The organism is cf. Phormidesmis sp. LEGE 11477 (assembly GCF_015207105.1).
Taxonomy (GTDB): Bacteria; Cyanobacteriota; Cyanobacteriia; order Phormidesmidales; family Phormidesmidaceae; genus Phormidesmis.
On sequence record NZ_JADEXO010000035.1, the window covers coordinates 25,195 to 51,604 of the forward strand.

Annotated in this window: 28 protein-coding genes and 1 tRNA gene; 14 read left to right on the top strand and 15 right to left on the bottom strand. The window is 48.2% G+C overall.

Annotation, left to right across the window (positions count from 1 at the left end; genetic code table 11):
• Window positions 1-112: 112 nt before the first annotated feature.
• The 3 genes from IQ256_RS12235 to IQ256_RS12245 form a co-directional block, all read right to left on the bottom strand.
• A complete protein-coding gene (locus IQ256_RS12235; protein WP_193855830.1) occupies window positions 113-388 on the bottom strand; it encodes a metalloregulator ArsR/SmtB family transcription factor in 276 nt (91 codons plus the stop codon).
• 136 nt (window positions 389-524) lie between these two features.
• Window positions 525-1,259, bottom strand: a complete 735-nt coding sequence (locus IQ256_RS12240; protein WP_193855831.1) for a 16S rRNA (uracil(1498)-N(3))-methyltransferase — start codon at window positions 1,257-1,259, stop codon at window positions 525-527.
• Window positions 1,260-1,302: 43 nt separating this feature from the next.
• Complete coding sequence (locus IQ256_RS12245; RefSeq protein WP_193855832.1) at window positions 1,303-1,686, bottom strand: septal ring lytic transglycosylase RlpA family protein; 384 nt, start codon at window positions 1,684-1,686, stop codon at window positions 1,303-1,305.
• 113 nt (window positions 1,687-1,799) lie between these two features.
• Between IQ256_RS12245 and hppD the strand changes: the two genes are divergently transcribed.
• Window positions 1,800-2,951 carry a 4-hydroxyphenylpyruvate dioxygenase gene (gene hppD, locus IQ256_RS12250; protein WP_193855833.1) on the top strand — a complete coding sequence of 384 codons (1,152 nt, stop codon included), beginning with the start codon at window positions 1,800-1,802 and terminating at the stop codon, window positions 2,949-2,951.
• Between the two features lie 205 nt (window positions 2,952-3,156).
• Here hppD and IQ256_RS12255 read toward each other — a convergent pair whose 3' ends face one another.
• Window positions 3,157-3,801, bottom strand: coding sequence for a CPP1-like family protein (locus tag IQ256_RS12255; RefSeq protein WP_193855834.1), 645 nt, complete (start codon window positions 3,799-3,801; stop codon window positions 3,157-3,159).
• A 599-nt stretch (window positions 3,802-4,400) separates the two neighbouring features.
• Here IQ256_RS12255 and IQ256_RS12260 point away from each other — a divergent pair.
• Entirely contained in the window at window positions 4,401-5,108 is a 708-nt protein-coding gene (locus tag IQ256_RS12260; RefSeq protein WP_193855835.1) for a response regulator transcription factor, read from the top strand.
• 150 nt (window positions 5,109-5,258) lie between these two features.
• Here IQ256_RS12260 and IQ256_RS12265 read toward each other — a convergent pair whose 3' ends face one another.
• On the bottom strand, window positions 5,259-6,716 hold the full coding sequence (locus IQ256_RS12265) for a hypothetical protein (protein ID WP_228024818.1): 1,458 nt from the start codon (window positions 6,714-6,716) through the stop codon (window positions 5,259-5,261).
• Between the two features lie 344 nt (window positions 6,717-7,060).
• A complete protein-coding gene (locus IQ256_RS12270) occupies window positions 7,061-7,720 on the bottom strand; it encodes an L-threonylcarbamoyladenylate synthase (RefSeq protein ID WP_193855836.1) in 660 nt (219 codons plus the stop codon).
• Window positions 7,721-7,863: 143 nt separating this feature from the next.
• On the opposite strand from IQ256_RS12270, the gene larC (IQ256_RS12275) reads away from it, so the two are divergent.
• Both larC (IQ256_RS12275) and larC (IQ256_RS12280) read left to right on the top strand, forming a co-directional pair.
• Complete coding sequence (gene larC / locus IQ256_RS12275; RefSeq protein WP_193855837.1) at window positions 7,864-8,712, top strand: nickel pincer cofactor biosynthesis protein LarC; 849 nt, start codon at window positions 7,864-7,866, stop codon at window positions 8,710-8,712.
• A 17-nt stretch (window positions 8,713-8,729) separates the two neighbouring features.
• A complete protein-coding gene (gene larC, locus IQ256_RS12280) occupies window positions 8,730-9,251 on the top strand; it encodes a nickel insertion protein (protein ID WP_193855838.1) in 522 nt (173 codons plus the stop codon).
• A gap of 20 nt (window positions 9,252-9,271) precedes the next feature.
• Here the strand turns inward: larC (IQ256_RS12280) and IQ256_RS12285 are convergent, their stop codons facing one another.
• Together IQ256_RS12285 and IQ256_RS12290 are read right to left on the bottom strand one after the other, a co-directional pair.
• The gene (locus IQ256_RS12285; RefSeq protein WP_193855839.1) at window positions 9,272-10,693 is read right to left on the bottom strand and encodes a hypothetical protein; all 1,422 of its coding nucleotides are present in this window, start codon (window positions 10,691-10,693) and stop codon (window positions 9,272-9,274) included.
• Window positions 10,694-10,819: 126 nt separating this feature from the next.
• Window positions 10,820-10,903 (bottom strand) — tRNA-Leu (locus IQ256_RS12290).
• A gap of 265 nt (window positions 10,904-11,168) precedes the next feature.
• Here IQ256_RS12290 and ndhL point away from each other — a divergent pair.
• From ndhL to IQ256_RS29625, 5 genes are all read left to right on the top strand, one after another.
• Entirely contained in the window at window positions 11,169-11,405 is a 237-nt protein-coding gene (gene ndhL / locus IQ256_RS12295; RefSeq protein ID WP_193855840.1) for an NAD(P)H-quinone oxidoreductase subunit L, read from the top strand.
• Between the two features lie 60 nt (window positions 11,406-11,465).
• Window positions 11,466-11,792 (top strand): DUF3007 family protein, encoded by a 327-nt coding sequence (locus tag IQ256_RS12300; RefSeq protein WP_193855841.1) that lies wholly within the window; start codon window positions 11,466-11,468, stop codon window positions 11,790-11,792.
• Window positions 11,793-11,807: 15 nt separating this feature from the next.
• Window positions 11,808-12,602, top strand: coding sequence for a tryptophan synthase subunit alpha (trpA, locus tag IQ256_RS12305; protein WP_193855842.1), 795 nt, complete (start codon window positions 11,808-11,810; stop codon window positions 12,600-12,602).
• Between the two features lie 71 nt (window positions 12,603-12,673).
• Window positions 12,674-12,931, top strand: a complete 258-nt coding sequence (locus IQ256_RS29620; protein WP_228024819.1) for a hypothetical protein — start codon at window positions 12,674-12,676, stop codon at window positions 12,929-12,931.
• A 28-nt stretch (window positions 12,932-12,959) separates the two neighbouring features.
• Complete coding sequence (locus IQ256_RS29625) at window positions 12,960-13,223, top strand: hypothetical protein (RefSeq protein WP_228024820.1); 264 nt, start codon at window positions 12,960-12,962, stop codon at window positions 13,221-13,223.
• A gap of 47 nt (window positions 13,224-13,270) precedes the next feature.
• Here the strand turns inward: IQ256_RS29625 and IQ256_RS12315 are convergent, their stop codons facing one another.
• Window positions 13,271-13,585, bottom strand: a complete 315-nt coding sequence (locus IQ256_RS12315; RefSeq protein ID WP_193855843.1) for a HigA family addiction module antitoxin — start codon at window positions 13,583-13,585, stop codon at window positions 13,271-13,273.
• Between the two features lie 18 nt (window positions 13,586-13,603).
• Window positions 13,604-13,897, bottom strand: coding sequence for a type II toxin-antitoxin system RelE/ParE family toxin (locus IQ256_RS12320; RefSeq protein ID WP_193855844.1), 294 nt, complete (start codon window positions 13,895-13,897; stop codon window positions 13,604-13,606).
• Between the two features lie 70 nt (window positions 13,898-13,967).
• On the opposite strand from IQ256_RS12320, the gene IQ256_RS12325 reads away from it, so the two are divergent.
• Window positions 13,968-15,821 carry a pentapeptide repeat-containing protein gene (locus IQ256_RS12325; protein WP_193855845.1) on the top strand — a complete coding sequence of 618 codons (1,854 nt, stop codon included), beginning with the start codon at window positions 13,968-13,970 and terminating at the stop codon, window positions 15,819-15,821.
• A gap of 94 nt (window positions 15,822-15,915) precedes the next feature.
• On the opposite strand, the gene IQ256_RS12330 is transcribed toward IQ256_RS12325, so the two are convergent.
• The 3 genes from IQ256_RS12330 to IQ256_RS12340 form a co-directional block, all read right to left on the bottom strand.
• Window positions 15,916-16,992 carry a class I fructose-bisphosphate aldolase gene (locus tag IQ256_RS12330; RefSeq protein WP_193855846.1) on the bottom strand — a complete coding sequence of 359 codons (1,077 nt, stop codon included), beginning with the start codon at window positions 16,990-16,992 and terminating at the stop codon, window positions 15,916-15,918.
• A gap of 188 nt (window positions 16,993-17,180) precedes the next feature.
• Window positions 17,181-17,411: a DUF6737 family protein gene (locus IQ256_RS12335; protein WP_228024821.1), complete on the bottom strand. Its 231-nt coding sequence runs from the start codon at window positions 17,409-17,411 to the stop codon at window positions 17,181-17,183.
• Window positions 17,412-17,503: 92 nt separating this feature from the next.
• Window positions 17,504-19,450 carry a S9 family peptidase gene (locus tag IQ256_RS12340; protein ID WP_193855847.1) on the bottom strand — a complete coding sequence of 649 codons (1,947 nt, stop codon included), beginning with the start codon at window positions 19,448-19,450 and terminating at the stop codon, window positions 17,504-17,506.
• Window positions 19,451-19,737: 287 nt separating this feature from the next.
• Here IQ256_RS12340 and IQ256_RS12345 point away from each other — a divergent pair, with 287 nt between their 5' ends.
• Window positions 19,738-20,487, top strand: a complete 750-nt coding sequence (locus IQ256_RS12345) for a COP23 domain-containing protein (RefSeq protein ID WP_228024822.1) — start codon at window positions 19,738-19,740, stop codon at window positions 20,485-20,487.
• Between the two features lie 156 nt (window positions 20,488-20,643).
• Here the strand turns inward: IQ256_RS12345 and IQ256_RS12350 are convergent, their stop codons facing one another.
• Both IQ256_RS12350 and IQ256_RS12355 read right to left on the bottom strand, forming a co-directional pair.
• The gene (locus IQ256_RS12350; protein WP_193855848.1) at window positions 20,644-21,606 is read right to left on the bottom strand and encodes a hypothetical protein; all 963 of its coding nucleotides are present in this window, start codon (window positions 21,604-21,606) and stop codon (window positions 20,644-20,646) included.
• A gap of 358 nt (window positions 21,607-21,964) precedes the next feature.
• On the bottom strand, window positions 21,965-23,101 hold the full coding sequence (locus tag IQ256_RS12355) for a nucleotidyltransferase family protein (RefSeq protein WP_193855849.1): 1,137 nt from the start codon (window positions 23,099-23,101) through the stop codon (window positions 21,965-21,967).
• Window positions 23,102-23,218: 117 nt separating this feature from the next.
• Here IQ256_RS12355 and IQ256_RS12360 point away from each other — a divergent pair, with 117 nt between their 5' ends.
• The 3 genes from IQ256_RS12360 to IQ256_RS12370 all read left to right on the top strand — a co-directional run.
• Entirely contained in the window at window positions 23,219-24,400 is a 1,182-nt protein-coding gene (locus tag IQ256_RS12360; protein ID WP_193855850.1) for a glycosyltransferase family 2 protein, read from the top strand.
• Between the two features lie 34 nt (window positions 24,401-24,434).
• On the top strand, window positions 24,435-25,628 hold the full coding sequence (locus tag IQ256_RS12365) for a tetratricopeptide repeat protein (protein WP_193855851.1): 1,194 nt from the start codon (window positions 24,435-24,437) through the stop codon (window positions 25,626-25,628).
• On the top strand, window positions 25,625-26,410 hold a 786-nt coding region (locus IQ256_RS12370), incomplete at its 3' end, for a tetratricopeptide repeat protein (protein WP_193855852.1). The genes IQ256_RS12365 and IQ256_RS12370, both read left to right, overlap by 4 nt.

Below are 26,410 nucleotides of genomic sequence, written 5' to 3' on the forward strand. Positions count from 1 at the left end.
GCTAGAGCTACAAGATTAAGCACAGGGCTATAGTTGTTGGTCGCTTGACCCGCTATTCTAGCTTACTCCTATAGCTACACCATCCGATTGCAAAGCCGGCAGCAAGCCTTGATCAATGACCGTAGCTGCTGAGGTAGCCCTCAAGAATGTGAAATCTGTCAGTATTGAGGCTATAGTACATCCACCGCCCCTGCTGCCGAGCGTTGACTAGTCCAGCTTCTTTTAGAGTCTTGAGATGAAAAGAGAGTTTGGATTGGGCGATGTTGAGGCGATCGCACATATCGCCGACACAAAACTCTCGCTCTTGCAAAAGCTCGATTACTTGGATACGAATTGGCTCAGACAGAGCGTGAAAACCAGAAAAAACAGGGTCCGATGATTTTGCCATTTTAGATGTAGTGAGTGTGACTTCGAGATAGCTCTTAATCCTCTGCCCAAAAGAAAATTCCTATGTGCCGCTGGATACTAGAAGCTTAAACAAGCGAAATCGGTTTGGCCATCCGAGCTTATACGATGAAATCCAGCTATACCAATAGTTCTCTGGCTGCGGCGACTAGAGATAGTGCGGTCACAGAGGCGGTAACTGCCCGTAAAATTCCTGAGCCCAAAGAGACAATCTTATAGCCGTTTTCGGTGGCAACCGTAATTTCCGCAGATGTCCATCCACCTTCTGGGCCAATGAGCAAAGTAACGTCGGGTGGATCTGCTGATACTAAATCAAGCTGAATTCTCGATAGAAGATGAGAACTGTTCTGCCTAGTCGCACAAATATATCGCATTCCTTGCCAATTGGATTGAACAACAAACTGTTGAAAGTTGGCAGGAGAGAAGATTTCTGGTGCGATCGCCCGCTCGCTTTGTTCAGATGCCTCATGGGCAATGCGATGCCAGCGGGTCAATCGACTAGGGCTAGGTTTGAGCAAGGTGCGATCGCTGAGCAGCGGATAGATATGCGTGACTCCTAGCTCTGTTGCCTGGCGCACTACCTGATCAAAACTGTTGCCCTTAGGCAAGGCCGCAGCCAAGCGTAGCGGACCGTAGCTTGAACGAGCTGTAGGAGAAATAGTTTCTACGATATGTGCTTGACCTATCTGATCGCTTAGTACCGCCAGCCACTGCTTTCCTTTACCGTCTTGAGCAACAAAGCGATCGCCTGCACCTAGCCGCAGCACCCGGCGTAAATAGTGCGTTTGATCAGACCCAAGCAATAGGCAGTTCTCTCGAAGTTGGTTCGCGTCGATCGTTATTCGCTGAACCATAAGAAACTAAAAGAGAGATAGATAATGCTTAACCTTATGAGCTCTACTCTTCGCCCCAACGGACAATTTCAACATCAACAGAGGCGGTTCCAGCCTGATAGGTGCCGAGGTCGCGGGCGGCCTGTTCTGATAGATCTAGCACCCCGCCAGAACGATCATTGATCCTGACGATAACGACTGCACCTGTATTGTAGTTGGTTAGCTCTACAAGCGTACCGAATGGCCAGCTCGGGTGGGCAGCCGTATAGCCGTATCGGTCGAAGATTTCGCCATTGGCTGTGTAGTTGCCATCAAACCCTGGACCGTACCAGCTAACGTGCATTGGTTCAGCCTGAACCCGACCCGCCACAGCTGATAGTAACAGTCCAACGCCGATGCTACCTAAGATATAGCCGCCGAAAGCATTCAGGCGCTTAAAGTAACCCATTGAAACATCCCTTTATCAATTTTCGCGGTTATTATGCCAGGGGATGTAATTCAACGCAACGCAGATCAAACGCCTGCGATAGGTTAGGACGAGATCAACGAGATCAATAGGCTATGTACTTTCACCACCTACACTTCTATGTACAAGACGCTGACGCTTGGAAGGAATGGTTTAGTCAAAAACTGTCATTTGACTTATCTTCGGAAAACTCACCCTTAGCCTGTCAAAAGGGTATTCGGCATAGCTTCGTGCATCCCTATCAAGTATTAAGACAAGGCAATATTGAGGTTCGGCTTTCTGCACCTGCTCGCACTAGCGACCTTGAGCAGGCTGACGAATTTCCCTGTCCAGCGGAACTCTACTTGAGGCAGCATCCGCCAGGACTGGTGGATATCGCCCTCGCTACTGATAAATTCGATGCTGTGCTGAGCCAGGCGCTGGCTGAGGGAGCGATGTTGTTAGAGCCTGTGGCTTTGAATGCGACAGGGCAGCGTCAGTGCCAAATCAGCGGTTGGGCACATCTACGGCACACGCTAGTTGAAGTGTCTAGTCAGTGGATCGAGGCGAAAGAACGCTCACAGCTACCGAATTCAGTGCCACCTTTGGTCTCGGAGCTGACATCAGGATCAACCAGCAAGCCCCAGCTCTTCGATATCGATCACGTCGTGATCAACGTGCCTCAGGGCGAACTGCATATGGCTGCTACCTGGTATCAAAACGTATTGGGTATGGTTCTAGCACAGCAGTTTGATATCCAGACCGCTCGTTCGGGTCTGCATAGCCAGGTGCTAGTTCATCCTGATGGGTCTGTACAGCTACCCATCAACGAGCCTAGTTCCTCCAACTCTCAGATTCAGGAATTTTTGCAGCATAACTGTGGGGCAGGCGTGCAGCATGTGGCTTTGCGGAGTAAAAATGCGGTAGATGCGATCGCCCACTTCAGATCGCAGGGAGTTGAGTTTCTCGATGTGCCTTCCACTTATTACGACAGCCTTCATCAGCGCCGCGATTGCCCGATCAAGGACTTGTCTGCAATCAGCCGCCAGCAGATCCTAATCGACTGGCCTCAAGGCGGAGAGCAAGGTCTGCTGCTACAGACATTCACTCAACCTATTTTCCCCGAGCCCACCTTTTTCTTCGAGATTATTGAGCGCCGTAGCTATGTAGAAGGCGGCCAGCTTAAGGCTGTCAAAGGATTTGGCGAAGGAAATTTTCAGGCACTGTTTGAGGCGATTGAGCGATCGCAGCTACAGCAGGATATATAGCTTTGCCAGATGCATGCTCTAGAAGAATGCCTACAATACAAGCTAGTCAACTGGCCTGCTGTTATAGCTTGTGTCCCTTAGTGGAACAAGCATACAAACACAGAATGCAAAGAGGGCCATCCCTGATAAAAGGCTGATCCTCTTTGCATTCACCAATTTAGCTTTTGACAGACCTCGTAGTTAGCCGATTTGATTATCCCTAAATCTATCTAAGAAAGCCTGTAAAGAACCACAGCACCGCTAACGTAATACTCGTAGACAGAGAGGATACCTGACTAGGGGGTAGCACTGTTCCCTGCCCTCTCAGAATTTGTGCGACTAATAGCCCCAAACACAGCCCGACAATCAGACCCACAGTAGACAAACCTACCGAACGCCACAGCTTCCGGGTCTTCTGATTTAGAAAGTAAACTGACGCCATCAGACCTAGCGCTAGCGCCACAGACGCACCTACCGCTTCGTCCGACTGTAAAAACCATGCTAAGCCGACAAGACTAGCAAAGATGACTGATGGCCATAGCAGCTCACTACTGCTTTCAGGCTGGTCTAGCAAATCTGAAAACCACTGTGGACCTGAACTTTCGCTATTTCCTCCAAACGCAGGCAGTAACGGTTTAGAACGAGTTTGCTTCTCTCCATACCGAATCCTGTCAGGTACTTTGATCTTGCCTTCCTTACGCAGTCTTAGCTGCTCCATCAAAATCGCATCGTAGGCGGTTTCTATCTCCTGTTGTTTCTTCGGATCGTCCTTACACGCTGTTACTAACTGTGCGCGAGCAGACTGCACCTCCTCAAATGAGGATGCTTCCGTCAGTCCTAACGTTTCGTAGTGAACGTTTTGTTCGCTCATGCCCAACCTCCGAATCGGCCTAGTAATCTGTGACTAGTAATCTGTAACCAGTAATCTATAGAAAGTATAGTGGCGAAAATCTAACAGTAGATCATCTAACAGAGCTCCAATCTTCTGAATCTAGTACTAATAACCTGCCGAGAAGACTCCTTGATACCGGGAAATATGCCAAGGAAATATACTTATTACTAAAGTCTATACATAGTTAACAGTGTAGCGGTGGATAGACCGAAATGAATAGCGGCTGACGTTTGGATTGGCCCATCATTTCTATAAAAGTTGTTAAGCGTGCTTGAAGAAGTTGCTTAGGCTGGGTACACAAGCAATTAGAGTAGACAAAAAACTAGATAGGTTGCCGACGTAAATTCGCGCAAACCAAATCAGCAAACGATGATTTTCTTGCTAAGGTGTGGATGCCTGTTTTAAGAAATCTGAAGTTTCACATCCTCCGAACAGAAGAGGTACGTAAGCTTACTGATTCTTTTAATAACAGGCACTCGGTGATTTAAACTTTAAAGTTGAGTGAACCTGGTTATTGCTAGATTCCGTTTTGCCTTTTTATTTGCTTTTTATTTGCTTTAGTACCAGGATTCTAAACTATGGCCGCTGCCAAAATCCTTGTGGTTGATGATGAACCCGCCATCCGTAACCTGATTCATCGCTTTTTAGCCAAGCAAGATTACCAAATGGAGTCGGCTGAGGATGGGAAAACCGCGCTCGCGATTTTTGAGCAGTTTAACCCTGACTTGGTGATTCTAGATGTCAACTTACCTGATGCTAACGGCTATGACCTCTGCAAGGAGATGCAGTCGCGGACGGGTGTATTTGTGCTGATGTTGACGAGTCGTACTGATGAGGCGGATAAGATTCGCGGATTTAATACAGGCGCTGACGACTACATCACCAAGCCCTTCAGCCTAGGCGAATTAGAAGTTAGACTGGGCGCTATCTTGAAGCGACAGCGCCCTGTGACGATTGCTGAGCAACAGTGTCTAACCTTTAACAAGCTCTCGATTGATCCAATTCGCCGTGAAGTGACTTTGGCGAACGATTTAGTACCGCTAACTGCCTTAGAGTTTGATCTGCTACATTTTCTCGCTGGGCATCCGGGCCGAGTATGGCGTCGGGCGGAGCTAATCCAAAAGGTTTGGGACTACGAGTATGTAGGTGACCAGCGGGTAGTCGATGTGCATATTGGTCAGATTAGAAAGAAAATTGAGATAGACACAACTCAACCCACGCTGATCCAGACGGTGCGTGGCGTTGGCTATAAGTTTGAGCCTCCTGAAACGGGAGAAGAGGTATAACAGAAGAGGCCCAACCCCAGTTATGAGTACACTCAAGCTATAAGTACACTCCAAGTACACTTCAAGGCGATTGTATGACTAGCGATCGCGTCAATAGCAAAACAACGGGCCTCCCTTGATATCGTTAGAGAGGCTCCTTTGAGGTTGCTTTCATTCTTTGCCGGATTTAGAGCGCTGATTGCGAATTTTCCAAGCGAGGCTGACAAGGTTAGTCCAGCGGCGAGCTACCTGCTTAGGCGTCCAGGATAGTGCTTGGGCAATCGCCTGTTCAGAAAGGCTATGCTCACCCTCTCGTAGCTGCTGCTGTTTAAGTGCTAGCAATAGAGACTGCTCGTCACTTAGCTGTTCGACGAACGTACGCCATTCGGCTGGAGACAGGCCAAAGTTCTTGTCTAGATCGGCGCTGAGCCACTGGTGAACTAGCTGCCAGCGATGAGATTGAGCGAACCTTTCGACATGGTATTTAAAGCGCTGCTGTAGATAGTCGCGCTGACGAGCGGTGAGTCCTAAAACTTCATCGATTTCGCTAGGAGCCATATCCTGCAAGCGCAGGGCGAGATAGTCGATGCAAGCGCGCTGATCCTGTTCCTCAAAGTACTGAACTAGTTCTTTGAGAATGCGATCGCGCAGTACAGCCGCAGATGGATCGGTGACATCAGAGACCATTTTTGCTCGAATCTGCTGAATGACTGGCGATCGCAAAAATCCGTCCTCATCACCTTTGGGCGAATCAACTGCCCGCTCGATATCTACAGAAGTCTCTGTCGGTAGCCGCCGTGCAAAAGCCTGAGCCCGTAAGACCAATAGCTGCTGGTTGTAGCACCCAGGCAACGAGATGCGCCGCTTGGCATAGTGCTCACCAAAAGCCATGTATTCGGCTAGTTCTAGGCGAGTGCGGGGTGAATAGCGATCGCCCAAATGGTTTTCTCGGCGGAAGGCTTTGAGTACTTCGATATAGAAGCCTTGAAGAAAATCTTCTAAGAGCGTGCAGCGGCCCTGAAATCCAAGCTGAGTGCGGGTAGGCGCAATGTAGCGGTAGGCGATCGCACTCAGCCGACTATGTAGCTCGATTCTGCCCTGACGAGAGCCCAGTAAGTAATAGTCTAGGTACTTCTTAACTCGATTTTGAGCGAGCTGTCTTTGCCAGGTAGCAACTTCGCCCGACGCCTGGATACGAGAGCTTTTACGGCAGATGCGTGTCACTTCGATAGCTAGGCGCGTAGCTACTGCGCTAACAACCTTTTGGCTGGTAGTGATTTTACGGTTGATTTCAGCTATTAGGAAATCGATCAGCTTTTGATTAACTGGGCAAAGCGTCTGCTCGTCGCCGTTTGCTAGCACTGGTTTGCTAGCACTAATAGGATTAACTTCAGAGTCGGTTTCAAGACCCGAATCAGGCACTGACGACGTAGCTTTTGTAGCTTTTGAAAAGCTGGCCTCTGAAGCTTCGGCGGCAGCAGTAGATGGATCAGCGCCTGAAGCTGGTGGTGGAACAGGTGACTCTAGCGAACTAAGGTTTTTAGATAAGGCTTCCGGATGGACGGTAGAAGTGCCAGTAGTATAAAAAGTAACTTGATGCTGATGACCGTCGGTAATAGGGTGAAGCATAGTAGATGAACTCGGTATTCTCTGGTTTGATGCACAAAAGCAGAAGACTGTTTGAACTCTTTCAATCTAGGGAATCGGTATCTAGTTCCTAGGAATTAGTGTGTCAGTAATGCGATTAACTGTCACAAGGCAATTGGCACAGCAGAAAGCGATCTACCGCAATGTCATCGTAGGTAAACCCACAAACCCTTATGGAACAAGCACTTAGTATGAGTTAAATGCCCTAGAGCCCGAACCTAAGCGTCCAACTTTTAAAGAGTAGCTTGCTATGCCAATTGCCCCATCGGTCTCAAGTGGTCATGATAGATAGCGCTCTAGATTGACAACTGATTTTAGAATTGGCTTTAGTCTGCTAGTTCTGCTCCCCATTCGATGGCCTTTTGCCAACCTTGTCCCTGACGAGTTATCTGAGGAAAGCCATCTGTTACATCTACGATGGTCGATACTTGATGTCTGAGTTCGGCCTCGCTATCTACTACTACGTCAACTAATTTCTCCATCCGGTCAAACAGCTCAACCTTTGATAGAGACTCAAGATCAGCCTCCGCAGAATCACTTACAACAGAAATAGCAGAGGTCGAGATAACCGGATTATCTAGCGCTTCTATCAGCGATAGGCATAGGGGACTGTTAGGTACTCGGATGCCCGTTGTCCGCCTTTTTGGATTGATCACCAGCTTGGGTACTGCTTTAGTGGCTGGTAAAAGAAAGGTATAAGGACCTGGAACCAGCCGCTTCATAATTTTGTAAGCAGGGTCAGTGACATGGGCATAGCTGGCTACGTTGGATAGAGAAGCACACAGAAACGTCAGCGGTTTGTCGTTGGAGAGCTGTTTGAGCTGGCGTACTTTTTTAATAGCTGATTTTGAGCCCAAATCGCAGCCGATAGCATAGACCGTATCTGTGGGATAGAGCATGATTGCTCCCTGACGAAGATCATCTCGCAGTGCGTTAATTGTTCTAAGATCGGGCGTGACTGGGTGGACTTCGTACAGGGTAGCCATAGCTAAAAAATTAGAACCAAGGATTGTGGATTAACGACATCGAAATAATGAGAGTTTGATAGACCTATTAAGATCTCGACAGATAGTTCCCTAATATCTCTACCCTGATTTGAGTAAGTAAAGATACTTACCTGCCATTGCTTATGAAAACGTTAGCCTACCTAGACTGTCCGACTGGAATCGCTGGTGATATGTGTCTGGGCGCACTAGTCCATGCGGGTGTACCTACGGACTATCTGAAAGAACAGTTTGCCATGCTAGGTATAGATGATGAGTTTGAGTTGCGATTTGAGTCAGTTTTACGCAATCAGCAAACCGCTACCAAGATCCATATTGAGCTGACGAAGGCTAATCTCTCTACAGAACATCACCATCACAGCGGACGCAAACTGCCTGAAATAAATGAGCTTATTCAGCAGGCTGGTCTACCTGAGCGAGTAACTCAGTGGAGTTTGGCTGTTTTTAGCAAGCTAGCGGCAGCAGAAGCGAGTGTACATGGTATCGCGCCAGAACAGGTTCACTTTCATGAAGTGGGCGCAACGGATGCGGTGATAGATGTGGTGGGAACTTGTTTGGGCCTAGATTGGCTAGGTATTGATCGATTGATCTGTTCACCGCTACCGACGGGGGGAGGGAGGGTGCGCTGCGAGCATGGCCTTCTGCCAGTACCCGCACCAGCGGTACTTGAGATGATGATGATGGCTAGTGTGCCTGTGTATAGCAACGGCATTGAAAAGGAACTGGTTACGCCTACGGGTTGTGCGATCGCAACGACCCTCTCAGAATCATTCGGCCCCCCTCCTAGCTTCACGCTGCAAAAGGTCGGCCTGGGCGCGGGTGGGCGAGATTTACCTATTCCCAACATCCTTCGCCTTTGGATTGGCACCGTTGATGAATCTAGCTCTGATAGATTTAGCCAGCCGCTACATGTTCACCGGTCGCACGTTCACCAGTCGTATGCATATGAGGACGACGCTAAAAAAAAAGACTGAACCCGCTCTTTTCGGCCATGCCAGACTTCGCAGCCACCGAACACACAGCCACCGAGATTATAGAGACTGAGCTTATTGTAGAGCTGCAAACTCAGATAGATGACTGTTCGCCGCAGGCAATTGGATTTGTTTTCGAGCGGCTATTTCTAGCGGGCGCTGTAGATGTGTTTACTCAAGGTGTCGCGATGAAAAAGAATCGGCTAGGCACGCTGCTAACGGTGATATGTCCGGTCTCGCAGGTGGTTGATTGTGAGACTGTTTTGTTTAAAGAAACAACGACCCTAGGAATTCGCCAAACCCGTCAGGAGCGAACAGCCTTGGTCAGAGAAGTGGTCTGCGTCTCCACTATGTACGGAGAGATGAGGGTAAAACTAGGTTGGATAAATGGCAAGATTGTGAACGTGCAGCCAGAGTATGAGGATGTGGCAGCAGGGGCGCGATCGCACAATCTCGCTTGGAAAGCTGTGCATCAGGCCGTCATGAGTGCGGCGGTCGCTCAATATGGCACTGTCCACAAAGCTAGTCTTGATGGTAGCTAATCATCCTATAGCTTCATCTTCTATGCCGACTCGTTGCTAGTTCGCTCAGTTCTGTGCTGTTGAAACGTGCGGCTTGCTTTCTTCTGAGCTGCCCTCAAGCTGCGAGAAAAAATCCGAAAGTCTTCTAGGCTCTCCGGCTCGTAGCGACTTTGATGATGAGTTTGCTGGTTGAGGTCTAGTTCGCTTTGGCCCAGTTGATTTCGAGCTGGCGTAGTCTTTTGTTCTTGTCTAGGATTGACTCGTACCAGGCTATACTCCACGCTGTCGCTGTAAATAGCAAACATGACGTTGCAAATTTCTAGAAACTGGATGACCCCAGTGCATTCAGTCTCTAAATAAGGTTCGTAGTAGTTAACTAGACTAGCCAACCGCGCCTCTAGATAAAGCTGCGAGTTAGGAGAAATTAGCACGATCTTTAGTATCAGTACAGCTATATTCAGCGGATTGCCTTGAGCCAGCAGCTTCTCAAACAGCGGCGTTGGCCGACGGTTGTCTTCGGTTGTTATCCAATCAATCAGTCGATTGCAAGTCCGTAGCGCTAGTGAAGAATTGACATCGACTTCGTTTTTATCTGGATAGAGCTGGGCTAACTGCTGCGGCAAAGTAGTTTCTATGGCCGCCACAAATTCAGGCTGTGCGATTGAAAAGCATAAGTAATCAACCAGACTCTCTTTGTAATCTTGATAAGAGGTATCTATAAGCTGCTGCTGAAAGATCCGCGCTACATTGCGATAGCTAAATTGATCGCGCCGCAACAAAACTGACTTAACCAACCGGAGGACTTCATCGCCTAGTACTGTCGGGTTGGGATACTTGCTGCCTGACTGTGACGAGCCATGAGAAAACGCTGTGTAGAGTGCCAAATCATGCTTGAATTTATTTTTTAGCTTGCTAGCCATTTTCTTGGCCGCATCTTTTTGCTCAAAAGAGTTGCGGTCATCTATAGCTTGAGTGACTAGCCTGTAAACGACATAGCGATTACTCCAATTACCAGCGTTTGCAAGGTTAATTCGCTGAATGGCAAATATCTTCAGCTCCTCAAAGTCCTGGCTGTCCGCAAAGTTTAGTAACCAGTGCCGCAGTCGTTTCATACTTGGTGAAAGCGTTGGCTTATGAAGCGAAGGCTGATGGAACAGTGCCAGTAGCGCCTGAACCATATCACCTTGAGAGCGGCGCTCCCAGTTGTTAATCAAGATATAGCAAGCCCGCTTGAGGGTATTGCGGAACTCCGACTCATCATTTGCAAAAAGAATATGGTAGAGGAAAGGCGAAACCTCTGATTCAAACAAGCTGCTGTGGCCAAAGAACAGAGCTTCAAAGTCGGCGAGCGATTCAACGGGCGGGCGGTTTCTAGCAGATTCTAATAGGTCGTCGTAGAGTGCCTGTTGTGCTGCATTAAATGCCGTAGATTTGTCCGGTTTGTCTTCTTTCCACACACTCATCGCAGCCCGCCTGCCGTAATATAAAAGGTGATTGATACCACCTTTAGACTGCCCGGTGACTGCCTAGACAATCATTTTGGATACAGCCAGCGCCAAGTACATCCATACGCTTTAAAAAGAGCAACATGGGGGCGGAGGGACTTGAACCCTCACGATTTTTACAATCAACGGATTTTAAATCCGCAGCGTCTACCATTCCGCCACGCCCCCTCTTGAGGTTTGTGAGTTAACACTCGATCGATGTTTGCTATCACCTGATCGCGCTCACAGATGTCTATTGCACCACCAAGCGGGCGGATTGGCAACTGGTTTTAGAATTGTTCTAGAAAGAAAGGCGAGCAAGGTCGTTAGGTCTTAGGCAACCCAAGCACATTTCTCATTAAGGATGCGCGAGAATCGCGATCAAGCGTCTACTATGTCGGGAGTCTACTATATAGTGGAATTAACTGGTTTTATTAGGACAACGGCTTTACCGATGACACTTTTTGGTCTTGAATCTTCGGCGTTAGTGGCTTTGGGTTTGTATGTGGCTTTAGGCGGGCTGTATTTAGTGGTGGTGCCTGTGGCACTGATGCTGTATTTAAAGCAGCGTTGGACTGTAGCAGGTTCGATTGAACGATTGATTTTCTACGGACTGATGTTGGTATTTTTCCCAGGCTGCTTGCTAGTCAGTCCGTTTCTAAACTTTCGTCCGTATCGGCGCGAAGTGTAGGGCGATCGCAAACAATCAACTAGAAAAACTTGACTAAAAACACCTGACTAGAAAGACCTGATGAGAAGAATTGACGTTATCGGTATTGGCATCGGCGTCTTCGCGGCAGGTGGCCTGCTATATCTGGTATTTGCCTGGGCTGGGCTAGACGGTTTGTCGGCTGGAATTTGGAGCCAGGTGGTTTTCGTAGCTGGGCTGTTAGGTTGGACGGCAACCTACGTGGTGCGCGCGGCTAGTAAGAAGATGACCTACTACCAACAGCTAGAAGATTACGAAGAGGCGGTGCTACAAAAGCGACTAGAAGAGATGAGCCCAGATGAGCTAGCAGCGCTTCAAGCAGAGGTCGAAAAAGAGCGGTTAGAAGAAGCGCAAGCAGGGGACAAGTAGGAAATAAGTGATCTGATGGTGTCTATTAAAGAAAAGTTTGAGGAACTGCGCGATCGCCATGAGTGTGCGCTTATTCCCTTCATTACAGCAGGCGATCCAGATCTAGCGACTACCGCCAAAGCCTTGCAGGTACTCGACCAAAACGGCGCAGATATTATCGAGCTAGGCATTCCCTATTCCGATCCGCTAGCGGACGGGCCGACGATTCAGGCAGCGGCGACTCGGGCATTGAACCGGGGAGTGACTTTAGAATCCGTTATCGAGTTAGTTGCAGAAGTAACCCCAAAGCTATCGGCTCCGCTAGTGTTGTTCACGTACTACAATCCGATTTTGAATCGGGGCATTGAGAAGTTCTTAAAAGATATCTATGCGGCTGGGGCTCGCGGCCTGCTAGTACCCGATCTGCCCCTAGAAGAGATGGATTTTTTACTAGAGGCAGCGACAGCTATCGGCATCGCGGTGATTTTGCTGGTAGCACCGACTTCTACGGATGAACGGATCAATGCGATCGCTAACCGTTCACAAGGCTTTGTCTACCTAGTCAGCGTTACAGGGGTCACCGGTATCCGGCAAGAAGTAGCGACTCGGGTCGAAGGGCTAATTGCTAGTTTGCACAGCGCTACTAATAAGCCTGTGGGAGTAGGCTTTGGCGTTTCAGAACCCGCGCAAGCTAAACAGATAAAGGACTGGGGCGCGGATGGAGTGATCGTAGGGAGTGCGATCGTCAAGCGGTTAGCAACGGATACACCAGAAGCAGCACTAGCCACAGTTGGCAATTTTTGCACTCAGCTAAAAGCCGCAATCAAGTAGTGCCTTTCTTAGAAGACGACTTTTAAGAATCCAATGTACTGTGTAGATAGCACTATAGGTTCGTTTGAACAATGCTAGTGAAGCTAGCTAATATTCTCGATCCGCAAGCCACTTACACCTTTAGCAAGTACTTCGATCTCAACTACGACTCAGAAGAAATATTTGCGGAACTAGGGTTCGCATTTGAGAATGCAAAACTATCACTCCCTAAGTTTGAAGAACCGATATCATTCGCAGCAGCGTTGTCTCAGCAGTTAGAGTTTGCTATGACACTCACAAATCTTACAACTGAGATTGCCAGACGAGAGACGCTGATCTCGCCTATTTGACTATTTCCCTAGTCCGCGCAATCTTTTAGTGGTCGAAGCCAAAAACGCTGATATTAGTCGGGGCTTCACTCAGCTTGGTGTAGAACTGATTGCACTTGACAGGCTGGTTTCAGCAGACGTTTCGACTCTCTATGGCATCGTTACCACAGGTGACACCTGGAAATTTGGACAGCTTCTGCGCGATCAGCAAAAGATCTTGAGAGATACCGATATCTACGGCGTCCCCACAGACCTAGAAAGGCTGCTCTCAGTGCTGATGGGAATTGTTCAGCCCCTACCTGTTTCAGTTTAGAAGGGCGCTATCTGTCTGATGACGGCTAGTGATCGCACTCTGGAGCGCTAATGAATTTCTCCCAACTGACGCGGCTGGATAGAGCTAAGGTTTTCGGCCTCTGCTTTTTGAGCATGATAGAGATCCCAGCGCAATTGAAGATTCATCCAGAAGTCAGCAGACATTGTGAAGTACTTGGCTAAACGTAGCGCCGTACTAGGTGTCATATCTCGATGCCCGTTGACGACTTCGTTGATACGTTGATCAGGTACCTGAATTGCTTCGGCAAGAGTGCTCTGAGTAATTTCCATAGGAATTAGAAACTCTTCAAGCAGCATTTCTCCAGGATGAGTTGGAACTCGGTGGGTAGGAATTCGAACCATAGTTGAACGCTCCAACGGTTAGTGATAATCGACAATCTCAACATTCTTAGGACCATTTTCGTCCCAGACAAAGCACAGACGGTATTGACTGTTTATACGAATACTGTGCTGCCCTTTACGATCGCCTTTTAGCCTCTCTAGACGGTTACCAAGCGGAATACGCAGCTCGTCTAGAGTGGTAATAGAGTCTAGCTGATCTAGCTTCCGTACCGCTATGCGCCAAAGCGATTCTAGAGAGTTTTTTCTGGCCGCCTTTGTTTGCTGGCCATTAAAGATATCTTCAGTACCTTGATTTTCGAAGTCCTGAATCATCAAGGTACGATAGCACGGACTTTGGGCTACTGATATAGTTCCTAAAGACTTGTGGATATGAGTACGGACAATGAAGGCAAAAGAACTGCTGAGGCGCTACCAACAAGAATGCAAACGAGAATTTCAGGAAGTAGACTTGAGTGGAGAGTCGCTTCAAGGAATGAACCTATCAGGCATCAATTTATCGAGAGCAAACTTAACTGGTGCTAATCTAAAAAGTACGAACCTAACTGATGCCACCTTGGTTGGAACCAAGTTCAGTCAAGCTAGGATGGGAGTAGCCCCACTGCAGGCACTGCCAGCGCTTCTTTTTGTGTCTCTTCTCACAGTGATAGGAGTGGCCTCACTCTATTTACTGGTAGGCCTGTCACTATTTATCGATACTGTTGATTCCGGTTTGCTCGCAGCTTTTAGCCCCGGCCATAATAGACTTCTAGCTTTACTCTGTATAGCTGTTATTGCCGGAATTATCCTTCGCTGTAGCTATAGCACAGCGACAGAGAAGACACTGATTGTATCTTTTGTCTTAGTCGGGTTATTTGTCTCGATAATTCTCTTTTTTGGAAATGAGTTAACGTCCCGACTATTTGCGTATGTAGCAGTTGTTATTCTTATTATTGGAACGGCAACCGCTTTATTTTCCATCTGTACAGCAGTTTCTCTAATTTCTACTGTTCTAACTGCTTTCTTCTGTATCTTACTCATTCAGATAAGTATGGTAGATGTAAGTTTAGCGGCACGATCTGTGGCGGGGATAATAGGCATCGCCATACTTACCTTTATATTCGTTGTTTCACTTACTAGGCAACGAACGCTCTCACCTAACTCACCTGACAAGGCTATGATTCAGAAGGCGTCTGTATGGATTTCTTCCATAGGGGGAACTAAATTTAACAGAGCTAATCTTACGGATGCTGACTTCTCATTCGCGCTGATGGCTTTTGCTCATTTTCGAGACGCAAAGCTTACCCGAACCTACTTTGGAAAAAGCTATCAGCTACATCTATCACGAGTTTATAAGACAATCTTAGACAATCGCATAATCTCTAATCTTCTTTCCAGGCTCGAACCTGAACACGGGAAGTCATATACGGGGCTTAACCTTAAAAATGTGAATCTAGCTGGTGCAGAACTGGATAGAATTGTGCTTACGGAAACTGATCTGAGTGGAGCAATTTTAGAAAATACGCATCTAGAAGCAGCAGATCTTAGAAAAGTACAAGCTCTAGGTACTAATTTCTGTCAAGCGCATCTTACTGGCGCTTGTATAGAGTCTTGGAATATAGACAGTACCACTCGCTTGGAGAGAGTTGACTGCGAGTATATCTATTTATTGCGCGATCAAAGGGAACGCCGACCAAGCAGCGGCAAATTTGATTCAGAAGAGTTTAGTCAAATGTTTGAAGAAGTGTTGAACACTATTGATTTTATCTTCCGCGACGGAATCGACTGGAAAGCTTTTCTTCAAACGCTTCGTACCACTCAGGCAAAGTACGCAGACGCAGATCTAAAGGTTCAGGCCATCGAAGAGAAAAGTAGTAAATCGATGGTTGTCCACCTGAGTACTAGCCTAGATGCTGATAAGGAGGCTATTCATCGGACATTGAATCAAGACTATTTGCAGAATCTAGTTGTGGGCCAGCAGCATAAGATGTTAACGAAAGTTAAGAACCAAAACCTAGTCCAAAGAGATGAAATTATTAAACAGAAGCAACAGGAGAATACTAACCTGATGGAGATTCTTAGGTTATTGGCGCGGCAGCCAATTACTGTAAACGTGCAAGCAACGGCAAGTAGCAAGGCTATAGAAGGAGACGATCAAAGTCGGTCGATTAGTGTGGGCGAGAATGTAGAAGGAACGATTGTAGTAGGCGATCACAATCAAATCCAACCTAACTCAGCTCCCGATACCGACGCATCTTGAAAATATCTGAGGCAACCTTTGACAATCTGAAAGTCGGCGTCTTGGAATGAGCCGGAACAGACTTTCATAGCCAAAGATTGCCTCAAGGCTCTCTCTAAGCAACTGTAATATCAGAAGAGAGATAGACATCTTGAATCAGGTGAAACAGCTTGACCCCTTCTTCCATCGGACGCTGAAAAGTTTTGCGACCAGAGATCAGCCCACAGCCGCCTGCTCTTTTGTTGATAACCGCAGTGCGAACGGCGTCGGCAAAGTCGCTATCACCAGATGAGCCACCAGAGTTAATCAGTCCGGCCCGGCCCGCATAGCAATTGAGTACTTGATAGCGAGTTAGGTCAATCGGATGGTCACTAGAAAGCTCGGTATAGACTTTGGAGTCGGTTCTGCCATAGCTTTCAATTTCGTTGACCGCGCCATAGCCGTTGTTAACGGTCGGCAGCTTTTGTTTAATGATATCGGCTTCAATAGTGACACCGATGTGGTTGGCTTGTCCGGTGAGATCAGCCGCTAGGTGATAGTCTTTGTCTTGCTTAAAGACATCGTTGCGTAGGTAGCACCAGAGAATGGTAGCCATACCCAGCTCGTGAGCACGGGCGAAAGCTTTGCGGACTTCTTGAATCTGTTGATGAGAGCCAGGTGAGCCGAAATAAATAGTCGCACCGACAGCAACAGCGCCTAGGTTCCAAGCTTGCTCTACGGAAGCAAACATAATCTGTTCGCTACTGTTGGGATAGCTCAGCAGTTCATTGTGGTTGAGCTTGACGATGAAGGGGATCTTATGAGCATATTTGCGAGAGTTGAAGCCGAGGACGCCAAGCGTGGTAGCAACAGCATTGCAGCCGCCCTCGATAGCTAGCTTGAGAATGTTCTCGCCATCGAAATAGATAGGATTGGGGGCAAAAGAAGCGGCGGCTGAGTGTTCTAGTCCTTGGTCAACAGGTAGGATGGAAAGATAGCCTGTATTGGCCAGTCGGCCAGTAGAATAGAGCTGCTGCAGGCTGCGGAGTACTTGGGGGTTGCGATCGCTTTGTGCAAAGATCTGCTCGACCCAATCAGAGCTGGGCAAGTGTAGTAAATTTTTAGAGACTTTGGCCTCGTGCTGAAGTAAAGAATCGGCTTCTTTGCCTAGTAGATCGACGATAGAATCAGGTCGAGAAAGCGTCGTTACCATAGAGAACTCCTGTAGCGGGTTGATACGTTTCAAGATCAAGTGTGTACGATTTTTGAATAGGTGACTGGGAGCCTTCTAAGAATCCTCACAAAGGCTGATTTGCCTGTTTTTTCTTAGCTGTTTCTCCCAGCCGTTTCCCCCTAGCCGTTTCCCCTAGATGATGCTTTCTTCTAATCTGCTGCGTGGGCTTAAAGCTCCACAGCTCCGTCTGCCATCGATTCTCTAGCCGCAGCGGCATATTGAGCGGGTACTAGAACCAAAAATAATAGCCACCAGAGCGCGATCGCCCCCGTTATTGGCAGCGTAATCCACAGCCGATGTAGCCATAACCAGGAGACGGTGGGGATCGCTACGCCAGTGAGCACAATAGACCACGGCTGACACCACCATGGCTTTGTTTGCCAAATAGAAGTGGGCATCGGTTCAGACATTGACTGTTGATTCAAACCAGCTATCTCCTTAGCTATCTTCGCGTATTACTCCGATCTTTTTAGTCAGCGACTGATCTTGCCTAGTTATCTAACCCAGCAATGTCTACGGGGTCAATATCATCGGCTAGCTCGAAGCCAAAGATTTGAGCATAGAAAGAAAGCTCTGCATCTAGCGCCCGTTTAATATTTTCCGCTTTTCTAAAGCCATGCTGTTCCCCTTCAAACAGCAGATAAGCGACCGGAATTTCTTTTTGCTTCAGCGCGTTGACCATGGTTTCTGCCTGATTTGGTGGCACAATTTTGTCCTCGCTGCCCTGGAAGAAAATGATGGGACAAGAAAGCTGATCGACTGCGTTGATTGGCGATCGCGCTTCATACACAGCTTTCTCTTCTGGGTACGGCCCGACCAAGCTATCTAGGTAGCGAGACTCGAACTTGTGTGTCTCCGCCGCTAGGCTAGTCATGTCGCTCACGCCATAGTAGCTAGCGCCCGCTCTAAACACATCGCGAAACGTGAGGGCAGCTAGCGTCGTGTAGCCACCTGCGCTGCCGCCATCTATTGCTAGGCGATCGCGATCTGCTTTTCCCTGTTCTACTAGATACAGTGCGCCGTTGACCGCATCATCAACATCGACAATGCCCCACTTTTTTTGCAGGCGATTGCGATAGGCCCGTCCATAGCCACTGCTGCCGCCGTAGTTGACATCTAGCACTGCAAACCCACGGCTAGTCCAGTACTGAATAGATGGGTTGAGAGCGCTAGAGGCGGCGGCAGTCGGGCCACCGTGCGTTTTTACCAGCAGCGGCGGACGCTCGGTTACTGGCGCTTCAAAGTTTTTGTTCTGTGGGCGATAGTAGATGCCATAGGCATTGAATCCACCTGTGGTAGGAAAGGAAATAACAGTGGGCTCCGATAGATAGCCTGGATCGATTTCTAAACTGCTAGATCGCCGAATTTCTATAGCCTGTCTGGTTTCTAGATTGAGCCGTACCAGCGCAGCAGGTTTATCCGTACTAGCCGCCAAAAAAACGGCGTATCCCCGACCGACTTGTAGGCCGCCAATGCCTGAGTAAGCCACATCAATTTCGTCCATTGAGCGGGCTAGGGTATTGAGCTCAGCTAATTTGGTTTCACCTTGATACTGATAGGTGCAGAGGATATGGCGATTGTCTACAAAGCCATAGCTGCTTTGGCCAAAGCTCCACTGCGGTCCAGCAAATTCTGCCTCCATTGGAAATAGCGGCTCTCCTCGTTCCCCCTCCCATCGGTACAGGTTCCACCAACCAGTAGCATCGCTGATAAAGTGCAGCGTTCCGGCTGGCGACCATCTGGGCTGACAGACAGACTCTTTTTCGTTGCCGACTAGACGGTGGGGGCGGCTAAGGCTGCCATCTTCGGTGACATCTGCTAGCCACAGTTCAGTCCCATCCCAGGGCATCTGCGGATGGTTCCAAGTGATCCAGGCCAGCGCGGTGCCATCGGGGCTGAGGCGAGGGGCAGCGTAGAAGTCGTTGCCACTGATAATGATCTTTGGCAGACCGCCTGCTAGCGGGATCGTAGCGATCGCGTTGATCGCTTCTCCAGGCTGACGATGATCTTCTACCACGCAAATGAGGCGCTCTCTGCTAGCATCGACCACCATATCGGCAAAGCGCAAGCCTGCTGCGGGGGTGACAGGCGGTGTCAGGGCGACGGGCTCTTCCCCCGCTTTTTGGCAGTACAGCCTTTGGTCTACAAAGTTAGAAAAGTAGACCGTTCCCCGATGGATGACGTACGCGCCGCCGCCATATTCATGGACTCGCGTCCGCACATTCATCGTTGCAGGCGTAATGTCTGTGACGCTGCCCAACGGATCTTCTGGGCCGTAGCGCACTAGACGCTGCTGGCCGCCTTCGGTTGGCCGTAGCTCGCTCCAATAGATATCTGGGCCATCTAGCCTAGCAGCGCCCAGGCGGATAGAACTAGAGACGATCAGATCTGACGTAATTGGCGATTTCCAAGAGCCATGGGTCGTCGTTTGAACCATAATTTGCAGCTTGCACAACGTCTTTGAGCTTAGCGCTGTGAGCCAACCAATAGCCAAAACCAATTATGAAAGTTGATGTGGACTGTCCACTTCAGATCTGAAAAGAAAGCCCGTTAAGCTAGGCTGGGCACATCTTTGACTTCTATAGCAATCCGCACTTAGCTCGAACTTTATTTAGACGCTGTAGTCCCTATCGCAGATAGCGCTAAGTGCATAGCAATCCACTAATGCATCAGCGGATTGCTATACAAACTGAACTGTAAACTGACCCATAGAGAACTTCAGCTATGCTCGATTCTTGCACCTCCACAGGTCGTGGCTATTTAAGCCAGTCTCTTTTGATCGCAGGTACGCTTTTGAGTGCGATCGCGACGACTGCCCTACCTAGCCATGCCCAGGTTCCACCGCCTCCTTTGCCCGATGTCGAACCCCAAGGACAGGAAACGCCTAACCCAACCAATGATCCTCGGTTTGAGTGCCAGGTCGTAGACGGTGAATACACAGTCATGTATCTGCCTGAAAACCAACCTGATCGCGCCTACAAGTGGGCTACGCCTACTAGAATGGGTGACGGCTGGACGGCTGAAAGGCGCTGTTTTGCTATTAGCGATCGCCTAGAATCCTATCGACCCGAAGGACTCGCTGAATTACAGGTGGGGATGGAAAACGGCTACGACATTGTCTGCGCCACTACCGAACAATCTCCTGGACAGTGCAAGATAGTCTTTACGGTACCCAGAGGTCAAAATCCAGTGGTGACTCGCGATCGCGTCTTTGACAATCTCACCGTCGCTGACTCAGGCACCGAAACGACCGTGGTCACGACCTTTACCGGCACCGATAACAACGATTTACTCGGTGAGATCGGAAGTATCGTCGGCAATTTTCCTGCGGGTGGTTCGCCCTCAACAGCGTCTGCTAGCAGTAGTGGTATTAACCTGAAGCCGTTTCTCTCGCCTGCAGATGGTGGCACGGGTAGCGCCCTCACTCAGCCATCTGCCCCTAGCCGTTCGCTTAATCCCGATAACTTCCGATAGATCTGAGTAAATATCTACTCTGACTCTCTAGATAGACAGAGATCGGCCAAAAAAATAAGCCCCTCTCAAATTACGTGGTTTGAGAGGGGCTTGTGATAGCCGCTGTAAGTTTTAGGTGTCGGTCTATGGTTCGATGCGTAACAGATAACTCGACACTTATGCCTCAGCAGATGTTGATCGATCGCCTTGTTGCTTCAATCGCTTGCCGATGAAACCCAGCATCAATAGACCACCGATTGCAGAAGGCTCGGGAACCTCTTGAGGCACCTCAACCTTGCCCCATTCCAGACCAGAGATAGCTCCACTACCCGGATAGCTGAAGCGAACGTCCGTCAAATATGCGTCGTCCACGTCGAATCTAAACATAGAGTTGTCACCCTGTAGATAGCCAACTTGGGTCATGGTAACGCCGCCGCTGGTGACAGAGGTTCCCCTAGTAGCGGAACCTTCTGTGGTGCCATTTTCTGTATGGTGCTGAGCCATCAGCGCGTCGATATCGATATTGAGGATGCTACCGTCTGATCTCATCCCTTCAACCATGATGCCGCCGCCATTGTCGTCAATGTCTAACAGCGAGAAGCTTCTAAAATCAACGGCTTCCTTGAAATCGAAGACAATATCGCCTCCTCTCGCTTCGTCATCAGCGGTGTAGACGCCGTTTCTAAAGCTACCGCCATTGGATTCTTCTTGGATGATCAAAGCACCCCCCTGCTTTTGAACACCAGTGTCAAGCGTTCCGTTTCTTGATTTGACTGTTTTGGTGTTTCCGTGGCGGTCTATTACGCTTTTTCCGTTAAATACGCCTGTCGTTAGATCAATGTCTCTATCTACACTGTTGTTTCCACCATATACGTCTGTATTGTATATGTTGAGTTTTGCCTGACCGCCGTCTATGTTGTTTCTTTCCTTGTAGTTGTTGATACCAGTGATGTCTTCAAGACCCCAGCTATCCCACTGAGTGGTCAGTAAAGTGCCATCACTGTTATAGAGAATGCTGCTGCCATCTGCGCTAGTCCTAAAATCAAGCGTGTAAGTTGCGGCCTTGGCAGAGCCGGCCATTGCATTGGCGGTGGCGAGGGTAATACCTGCCGTTAAAGCGAGTAGTTTGGTTGTGTTCATGGTGTTTGTATTTGAAGTGTTCGTTTTATTTAGGATGTATGGCATGCATGTGGTATTCGCTACAGCTATATTGAACCAAATACATAGAAGATCAGCCCGTGATCTCCCCGCTTTTAGCTAAAAAAATACAATAAGGCCCCTAATCTTAAAAGACTTAAGGGGGTTTAGGCTATTAAACAATGCGAGATTAAAAACACAGGAAAAATCTAAGTACATTCACTTAGAAATTAGTATTAATATCAGTCTTAAAAGAGGGTTATTCAGTAAAATCATTTATGAATTTACAATCTATATAGTGAATATACGAGAAACTTTTGAAGCTTCTATTCATAGGGCCTAGATTTTGAAGTGTATTCACTTAGGATGAGAGAATTTCAGGAATAGTTTTGATGATTTGGTAGACATGTTGAAATCGCTCGGCCCGTCGTTCTCTTAGTCTGAAGTAAAAGATGAGCTGTCGGGTTCTAGCACGAATGTCTGAGTAGCGAGTGCGAGGATCAGAAAAATCTTCGTCATATTCTCCGAAAAGATGGCGACAAACCTGCTTTGAAAGTGCTGTGAGTGTAGGCGTGTCTTGAATCTGGAAGATTATCTGCTCCGGTAGGTCTGCCTCTAGTAGGCTATGCGCTAAACAAAGTCCAAACAAGACAATTCGATGAATGTTTAATTCGTTGGCTTGAGAAAGCACTTTGTCCCAATTTAAATCCTTGGCGGTATAGATCAGTGAGGCAATATCACAGACCTTTGCTAGATTCTCAATATGCTGCCTACGCTCCCAGCAGTCTTTGGCAATTTGAATACAAAGAATAAGTAGCAGATCTTCGTTAGAGAAACTTTTGATAGAGGTTGCGTTGAGAGAGATCTTCTGCCGATTGTTCCACAGCCGATCAAAAGAGAGATTAACAGGAAAGTAAAAAGGCGTTACGCCCCAGTGCAAATCAACTTCTACTTCACGCTCATCATGAAAAAAACTTTGTTCTCGATCAAAGCTCTCCGTGACTCGAAAACCATCAGCTATGAGCGCCGTGCGACTTTTAACAACGTCTTTTTCGTGAACTAAGAAGTCTATGTCCCATACCTGGCGCAGAGAAATCTTACCGTAAGCAGAGGCGGCAAGTATCATGCCTTTATAGGGAATAGCTGAAATGGTCTGAGCTTCAAAGAAGTCCAACAGATGCAATAGCTCTTGGGTGAGGCGAAGATTTCGCTGCGCGTTTTTGAAAAACCGTCGTCGAAAGTCTTGATATATCTCGGTTGGTATTGTGGCAATTTGGGCGCTGCTTAGATTTCGATAGAGAGAAGGAATAACGCGATGCTTTTCAGCGGTATGAAGTAGATAGTACCAATCGATTGGGCTTGATGCCCCTGATGCTAAATGCTGAATTTCAGCTCGTGTCTCTTCGTTTTGATCTGGTCGAATACAGGCGAGCAGCAGTGCCGCTTCGGGGCGAAAATTGGGGATTAGCGCTGATAGCGACAGTGGATAAGAAGACACCGGATGACACCACCTCTCTATAATTGTGTAGTTATTAATTGTGTGGTTGGCACTGTATAGCGTGGCTAGCATTATAGGGGTTTATGGCAGTATCTAGTCGGAGGTGGGCTGTTGGGTATGCATCAAGCTCTTGATGGAGCAACAGCGCTGAAGCTGGCTAAGCTTTGGTGGCAAAAAGGAAAGTTAGAAAGGGCGCTAGCTGGCTATAGACAGGTACTGGCTATTCAACCTGGCAATGCTGAAGCGCATAAGCAGCATATCGACCTGATGGAGGAGATGTCAGGGTTGGAGTCGGCATTTGCCCATTATGGTTTGAGATCTTGTGGTTTGAGATCTTGTGGCTTGAAGTCTCGTGACCTGTCATCCTATGGCTTGAAACGCGATGCGCTAGCTTGTGGTGAGGACTGGCCAGTAGAGGTCGCAACGACGGACGTTTTGTGTTGCAGTGTTGTTCGTGATGAATCTGTGCGGCTGCCCTATTTCTTGGACTATTATCGCAGTCAGGGCGTGACTAAATTCTTGGTGGTTGATAATGGCTCGACCGACGGGTCGCTAGAGATTTTGCTGGCTCAATCAGATGTCTATGTCTGGCAGACTGACTTTTCGTTTAATCTGGCCAACTTTGGCTCAGTCTGGTTTGAACTACTGCTGCGAAAGTATGGACTAGATCGCTGGTGTGTGATCGCGGATGCGGATGAGCTGTTCTACTATCCAGACTGTGAGAGTAAGTCAATCTCTGAGCTTTGCGAGGAGCTAGATCGGCGTGACAAGATGGCTTACCTGGCGATTTTATTAGATATGTACTCTGAGCGGGCGATCGCACAAACCACATACCAAGCAGGCCAATCTTTCCAAGCGATCTGTCCTTACTTTGATCGCACTGCCTACCACAGAGCCTGCCAGAATTCGACCCCCTATCACAACCAAACTATCTATGCTGGCGGTGTCAGAGAGCGGGTGTTTGGTTCTGCTGGAGACTATTACCTCAGCAAGGTGCCGCTGCTGAAATACACAAAGACTTGCGTACTAGCAGGGGGGCAGCATTGGACTAGCTATCCTACTGATAAAATTGCTAAAGGGCGCGGTGCAGTGCTTCATTTTAAATATTTTGATAGCTTTATAAGCTATGCGTTGCGAGAGCAGCGCCGCAAAGAACACTATGGCGAGGCTGTTCAATATGACCAGTACGTAAAGGCCTTAGCAGCACAGCCAATGCTGACGCTCTACAGTCAGCAGCACTCTGTGCGGCTCAAAAGCTCTGAGCAACTGGTAGAGTTGGGCGTGATGCAGCGCAATTGAGAGATCGCAACTGAGAGATCGCAACAAAAAGATGATGACAACCCCTGATTCTGAACAGGAAAGATTAGCTGATGCCAAATTTAAGCTGTCTTGGGTATGGCTGGCGAAAGGTAAGCCGGAACGAGCTATTGCAGGCTTGCGAGAAGTGCTGCAGATATGTCCTACGCACAAGCAGGCTCCTTTTTACTTAGAGTACCTCCTGCAGCAGCAGCAGGATAAGGCGCAAAGAAAGCACAACCCCGAGGGCAAGATCTCGCTGGTTCACCAGAAGTGGTTTGCAACGCATCGCTCTGGCTGGCGGTTTGCACTACAGGCGCTAGAGCCACTACACAGCGACCAGGGTGTTTTGTTTGACGGCTGTTTAGAAAATAGTTTTCTATGGAATGGCTATCAGTATGGTCAGACTAAGGCACCTTATAAACAGCCTTGGGTAGGCTTCTTGCACAATCCGCCTAATATGCCAGCGTGGTTCTATGGGAAAGACTCGCCTCAGGTGCTGTTAGAGAAAGAGCACTGGCAAGAGAGCTTAGAGTACTGTGTCGGTCTGTTTTGTCTGTCAGAATATTTCGCCGACTGGCTGCGATCGCGCCTTCAAAAACCCATATCAGCGCTCATCCACCCGACAGAAATTCCGGCAGTACAGTTTGACTTTGATCAGTTTGTTGCCAATGGCCATAAAAAGGTTGTGCAGTTGGGATGGTGGCTGCGTAAGCTAAATGCAATCTATCAGCTACCCATCGCCAAAGGCAATGCGCTGGGCTACGAAAAAATCAAGCTGAATCCCGCCTTTGCCTTTGATGCGGAAAGGCAACTGGTGATGCTAGGAGAAAGAGAAAAGAAAGCTGAAGGGCTGGTTTTCGATCCTAGCTTAGTTGCTAACACAAGAGAGATAGCACATGTGTCTAATCAAGACTACGATCGGCTGCTCTCGGAAAATATTGGATTTATTTCTTTATACGATACCAGCGCCAACAACGCGCTGATTGAATGCATTGCTAGAGCGACACCGCTGTTGATCAATCCGCTGCCAGCAGTGGTTGAATATTTGGGAAAAGACTATCCAATGTATTTTCAGTCGCTGTCAGAAGCGGCTAAGAAGGCAGAAGATTTAGCCTTAATCAAGGCAACTCATGAGTATCTAAAAAGCTGTGACACGCGATCAAAGCTCTCGCCTGACTATTTTTGCCAAAGCTTTGAGGCGAGTGAAGTCTACCAGTGCATTCCATGAGCAAAGGCTGCTATACCCTCACTTGCGAGCAGGCTGATAAACAGTATAGGCTGGCTGCTTTTTGGCAGGCTAAAGGCAGACTTTATCGAGCGATTGCCAGCTATCAACAGGCTATCCAGCTACAGCCTAACTTTGTACCCGGCTATCTAAGGCTGGGCCATTTGCTAGAAGAAACCGAACAAATAGACCAAGCCGTCAACCTCTATAAGCAGGCGGTAGGATTGGGGGCAACAGAAGCTTGGCTACCTGAGCAAATTGAGTATCTCAGCCTGAATTTTGCTGACCTAAGTCAAGTTAAAGAGACCTTTGAGCGACTAGGCGGCTGCATCAGATCACCGGATGAACGACCTCATATTCTTTTGTACACAAACTGCTCAAGAACGTATGGTGCAGAACAGGTTAGCCATGTACTGATGTGCCACCTGGTGAACATAGGCTATCGCGTCAGCTATGTTCAGGGCTTTGCGAAGCATCATTTAGTTGATGAGCGAGAAGCGCTAGGCATTGAACATATCTGGCTGCAAAAAGATCCGCATGATTTTGTTTACAGTGCGACGAATGCGGTAGAAGCGACTCGGATATTTGCGAAGGCTCGGCCCGATCTGATTATTTTTTCTAATGGTGAGCCTGTGTCGAACTTAGCGGCTAGACAGGTGGCCACGCGACTACAGCTTCCTTTTATCGAGATTGTTCATTGCCTGAATGTGGAATGGGCAGAGAAATTTGCGGCCTACTTGCGCTTTTTGCCCCGGATTTATCGGGCGGCAGCGGCAGTGGTGTGT